The organism is Blautia sp. AF14-40, assembly GCF_003479665.1.
In the GTDB taxonomy this organism is placed as follows: Bacteria; Bacillota; Clostridia; order Lachnospirales; family Lachnospiraceae; genus Fusicatenibacter; species Fusicatenibacter saccharivorans.
Genome location: NZ_QUHK01000062.1, coordinates 1 through 5,032, shown reverse-complemented (window position 1 = coordinate 5,032; position 5,032 = coordinate 1). Strand labels below are relative to the sequence as shown.

The window sequence follows — 5,032 nt, the reverse complement described above, 5'->3', positions numbered from 1 at the left end:
TTTCTTTTGTGCAATATTTTGGATTTGCTCATTTATAGTATGTTTGTTTTAAAACAGATAATATACAATCTTTTAAATATTTTTCAGCATTAAAAATTGGAATAACTACACTAATTAAATCCACTTCTTACCTCCACTTACTTTCATGTGCTACAACAATATCTTCTTTTAAGATAGATATATCCTCTCTAGCCGTATTGCTGTATCATCAATATTGAACCCCGCATTCGTAATTTCCATACGTGTATTCTTTCGTTTATATCCGTTATACCTTTCAATTACTTCGTACCACTTGGATGTTTTCTCATCTAAACCTATATATTCTACAGCATCTGTTATTTTTAACTCTTGCGTTATAGTATTAGACACGATCAAAGGCAATCCATTTGCCTGTGCTTCAACTCCTGCAACTGGTAATCCCTCATATAGAGAAGGCATTACAAAAACGTCTAACATATTCCAAAGCCGATTTACTTCATTTGATAGACCATGAAAAATAACAACTTCCTCTATTCCTAATCGCTTTACTTTTTCTTTTATTTGATTTTCTGTTTCTCCAATGCCAACCAAAAACAATCTCGCACTATTATCATGCTTATAGACTTCATAAAAGATATCAATCAGAAATTCATGATTTTTCTGTACATTAAACCTTCCCACATGGCCCAAAACAAAATTATTCTCTAACCCATATTTTTTTCGTAATTCAGTGCGAACTTCGGGCTTAAAACTGTGTTTATCATAATCTACGCCATTCTTGATAACGGTATAATTTTCCGCGTCAACGATTTTCTTCGGAAACATGAACCTTGCTGCTGCATCTGAGCATGCTAAATAATCTGTAATCACAAAAGGCATAAACCACTTGAATACTTCTGATAATTTTACGAGTTTCTGGCCAGGATAATAGCTACTATTATGAGAGTGATAAATTATTTTTTTTGCACCTCCGATTTTTGCAGCAAATGCAACCAATACTTCATATGGTGTGGACGAATTTATATGTATTATTTTAATCTGCTCAGAATGAACTAATTTAATAATACCGAAAAATTTCTTCAAGCCTCTAACAATCGGATTTTTAACAGTTTGTAAATCCACTCGATAAATGGTACTATGTGCTTCTTTTGCCCTTTTAGAGGCCTGATCAAAAGTATCTTCAAATGTTAAATAATCAAACTGCACCTTTTCGGAATCAATTTTTTCGGACAATGTGAGAACGAGTTCTGTTATACCGCCCATGCGAATAGGAGCCATATGCAATACTCGAATTGGATTATTGCCATTAATCTGCTGTTTCATTCTCACCACTCCTTTCCATAAATTCTCTTTGATACTTCTCTATGCTTTTCTTTTTATTATATAAAATTACCGCTTTTCCTATTGGGCCAGTATAACGAAGAGATCTTTTAACAATATCTCCAATAATCATTTTTAATGTAATCGGTGCATATTTATTTGTTAATTGTTCGTATGTCATTAACTCTCTATCGTGAAAAAATGCTTCTCGATTTTCACTTTTCTTTGCCGATGCAATGAGCATGGAGCCCTCTGTTAAAATCAGCTCTTCACTATCAACTGATTTTATTCTCATCTTATCTATTACATCAGGTTGCTCTAATAGTTTTTTACCTTTATCACTATGACATAAGATACTAGTTGTTCCTATATCATCATCCATATCTTTATTATAAGAACCTACCAATGCGCAATCAAATATGGTTATATCGCTTACACGATGTTTTGTTTTAAAAGCACATTCATAACACGATGGTCGCAATGTAATTCCCTTAAACATAAGCCTTGTAAAAGTTTTTATATCATTTCTACAATCAATTGTCTTTCCATTGGCAAAATAGACTTTAATATTGGTTGCTGAATACCCATATGTTTTATCTCTAAAGACAAAATTGGAAATTTTACCTTTATACTTATGCTCTAAAAACTGAATAAAATCTTTGAACACTCCTGGTGAAGGAACTCCATGGCAAGCTAAGTCTATTAAATATAAATTTTCTTTATTTCTTTTAATATAAGATTCAAGGCCAGCTACCTGACAGGGCATACCTATAAAAAGTACTTTTTTATCTGCATCTAACTGTTCTTTTATACTTTTAAAGCAATCTCCCAGTTCGCTCTGAACATACTTTGAACCTTGAAATTTCCCCAGATCACTTATATCTGTCGCCATTGTATGTCTGCAAACTCTATCATCCGAAAACTCGCAGCCAAACACGACTCCACCGCATGAAATAACATATTCTGCAATTGCATTTACAGCCGCCCCTGATGTACTTTTCAATCTAATGGAGTCATTCTTATTCTGTACAATATAACCAGATGTGGTTTCTTCTCCTATTTTTCTTTTATTTAATATAGGACATACACTATTACATAACCCACATTCTACGCACCTATTTTTATCTACCCGGGGATATTTAAACCCTTCTTCATCAAGCTTCATTTCAATTGCACTCTGCGGGCAAACAGCATAGCAGGCTGTACATCCGCTACAATTCACCTTATCATTGATTTCAATCATTCTTCCCAAGCGCCTCTCTAATATAAGCAACCGATATGGCTTTTTCTTTTTCCAATCTTTCATCGACTCTGTCATAATCTATAGGCTTTTTCATTTGCTCCAACACATCACCAGTATATCTTCTAGATGACAGTCCAGTTATGTCACAAAGATTAGCTATTCTTGAATTACGTGACATCATTAAAGGATCACTATAACGGTCAAATGCTAAAAATTGCTTATGATGCAATATTGAAAAAACAGTACAATGGAACGAGTCGGTACATATATATTTTGCATAGCGAATTAAATTCACAAACTGCTCTGAATCTATATCATACAAGTGTTCCGCATTAAATTGCAGATCGTACGGAACAAATTCATCTATATGCGGCATATCATAAAGAGGAATACCTGTTTTCTTAGATAGTTCTTCCGCAACCTTTCGATGTTCGGAATTTGCTCCTAAAAAATAACAAAAGATATAATCATTTTCTAATACAGGTTTTACAGGAATTGCTTGTGCCCATTCTTCTTTATTCAGTAATAAAGTTGGATCTAGAACGACTACGGCTTTTCTTCCTGTTAATCGCTCAATGAGTTCCGCACCGCTTTTCTCGCGAACTCCAAGCATCTCTATTCTATTTAAATATTCGATTGTTCTTCTTTTCTGATAAAAAGGCACCTCTGTAACACCAAAGCTAGTTGAATATGAAACACGTTTTACTTTTTCATCAGCAAACATCAAATTGAAAAAATTTGTTGGCAATCCAGCTGGAATCCACAGCTGATCGCCACCGGCAACTACAACATCATAGTTTTTACTTCCTGCCCTAAGTACTTCAAAACCAATATATGGAGCTGATACTTTATCTTTCAAAAAATTCTCCAGAAATCTATCAAATGCTCTTTGACGAATCGCATCTTTCATCTTAATATCAGGATGTTTCTTTAATTGAATCTTTTTTTCAATCAGGCGAAATTTTTCCTTCATAAGATACTTATTCAACAATCTGGGTAACCACTTGATTTTTTGAATCGTATTAAGTTTTTTTCTATAGCACAAAAACTCACAGTCATAGCCCAATTCCACAAATTTCACATATGTTGCATAAGCTTGCAACATGCTGCCATAATTATGATTGTCATAACATGTACAAATACCAATTTTCATATACTTTTCTTCCTTATATATCCATTAACAAAACTTGCTCATAAGCTTGTTCAATTCGATTTAAGTGTGCTTCTAACGAATATCCCTCTTTTACGATTTTCCAAGAAGCCTCCCCGAATGATTTTCTTTCTTTTTCATCTAGAAGTATCTTCGTAATTCCTTTCCCAAATCGATTAACATCACCCGGATCACAACAGTAACCATTCTCTCCATCATGCACAATCTTGGGAATCCCACCCACATTTGTACTTACAACTGGAAGACCATACCCCATTGCATCTAGCACTGACATCGGCATTCCCTCGTTATAAGATGGTAAAAAGAATACATCTGCTTTCCTAAGCAGTTTATCCTTCATATCACCTCTAACCCATCCAGGGAATTCCACATTATCGGATACACCCTTTTCATCAATCAACTTCTTGATTGCATTCTCATCGAATTCGTTTCCAGCTCCAGCTAAGACAAACTTCACATCCGGTATACTTTTTTTCACCTGCGCTATAACCGCTGGAATATCATAACAGCCTTTCCGTTTTCCTAATTCGCCAAGAAACAAAACTGTATTATTACACTCCCTATGCATCCTTCCTTCTAAAGCATCTTCATGAAGAACACTATAGTTTTCAATTATTTCAATTCTGTCTTCTGGAACAATCTGGCTTAGTCTTTCTTTCCATTCCTCAGAAAGAGCAATTAACACGTTACATTTACTATATACTTTTTTAATCTTGGCCTTTTTTTCTTCTGATGCATTTACATAGAATTCGTCAAAGTCGGCACCATGTATGTGATTAATAATCGGAATTTTCCGCCAAGATGCCATATAAATAAATGGCATCTTTCTATAAAATGAAGGTCCGAAAGAAGAATGAATGTGAACCACATCCGGCTTATGAAATAACAGCACATATGCAAAATGAAAATAGCCGCAAATCCCTTTCAAAAGCTTATCTAATTTGCTTCCATCTTTATACGATTCCACATATGTGATATCATAATCCTTTTCTAACTGTGACCCTCTATATCCGTTAACTACTGCAGCAATTCCGCCCTTAACCATTGGATTCGGAACCACCATGCAAATCCGTTTTTTCATTACTTCCCCCTCATCATCGCATTCCAAATAAATTTCGTATTAGTACTCCAGTACCGCTTAAACAACCTCTTAGGATCCTGCACCAACCGATACACCCATTCCAGATTATATTTCTGCATCCACATCGGCGCACGCTTAATATTTTCTGCATAATAGTCAAACCCTGCTCCGACGCCAAGCATCAGTCCATCAATTTTCCGAGAGTATGAAACTTTTTCTGTAAAATAATGTTTATAAG

6 protein-coding genes are annotated in these 5,032 nt (G+C 34.7%); all 6 read right to left on the bottom strand.

What is annotated here, in order from left to right:
• Nucleotides 1–28 precede the first annotated feature (28 nt).
• Nucleotides 29–124, bottom strand: coding sequence for a glycosyltransferase (locus DWW13_RS20255; RefSeq protein ID WP_118720731.1), 96 nt, complete (start codon nt 122–124; stop codon nt 29–31).
• 44 nt (nt 125–168) lie between these two features.
• On the bottom strand, nt 169–1,302 hold the full coding sequence (locus DWW13_RS17705) for a glycosyltransferase (protein WP_118720729.1): 1,134 nt from the start codon (nt 1,300–1,302) through the stop codon (nt 169–171).
• Entirely contained in the window at nt 1,286–2,542 is a 1,257-nt protein-coding gene (locus DWW13_RS17700; protein ID WP_158579780.1) for a Coenzyme F420 hydrogenase/dehydrogenase, beta subunit C-terminal domain, read from the bottom strand. Before DWW13_RS17700 ends, DWW13_RS17705 begins: the two co-directional genes overlap by 17 nt.
• A complete protein-coding gene (locus tag DWW13_RS17695) occupies nt 2,535–3,695 on the bottom strand; it encodes a polysaccharide pyruvyl transferase family protein (RefSeq protein WP_118720725.1) in 1,161 nt (386 codons plus the stop codon). The genes DWW13_RS17700 and DWW13_RS17695 overlap by 8 nt, the downstream gene beginning before the upstream one ends.
• Nucleotides 3,696–3,708: 13 nt before the next feature.
• Nucleotides 3,709–4,794, bottom strand: a complete 1,086-nt coding sequence (locus tag DWW13_RS17690; RefSeq protein WP_199674879.1) for a glycosyltransferase family 4 protein — start codon at nt 4,792–4,794, stop codon at nt 3,709–3,711.
• Nucleotides 4,794–5,032, bottom strand: a 239-nt coding sequence (locus DWW13_RS17685; RefSeq protein WP_199674878.1) for a WecB/TagA/CpsF family glycosyltransferase, incomplete at its 5' end; no start/stop codon positions are given. The genes DWW13_RS17690 and DWW13_RS17685, both read right to left, overlap by 1 nt.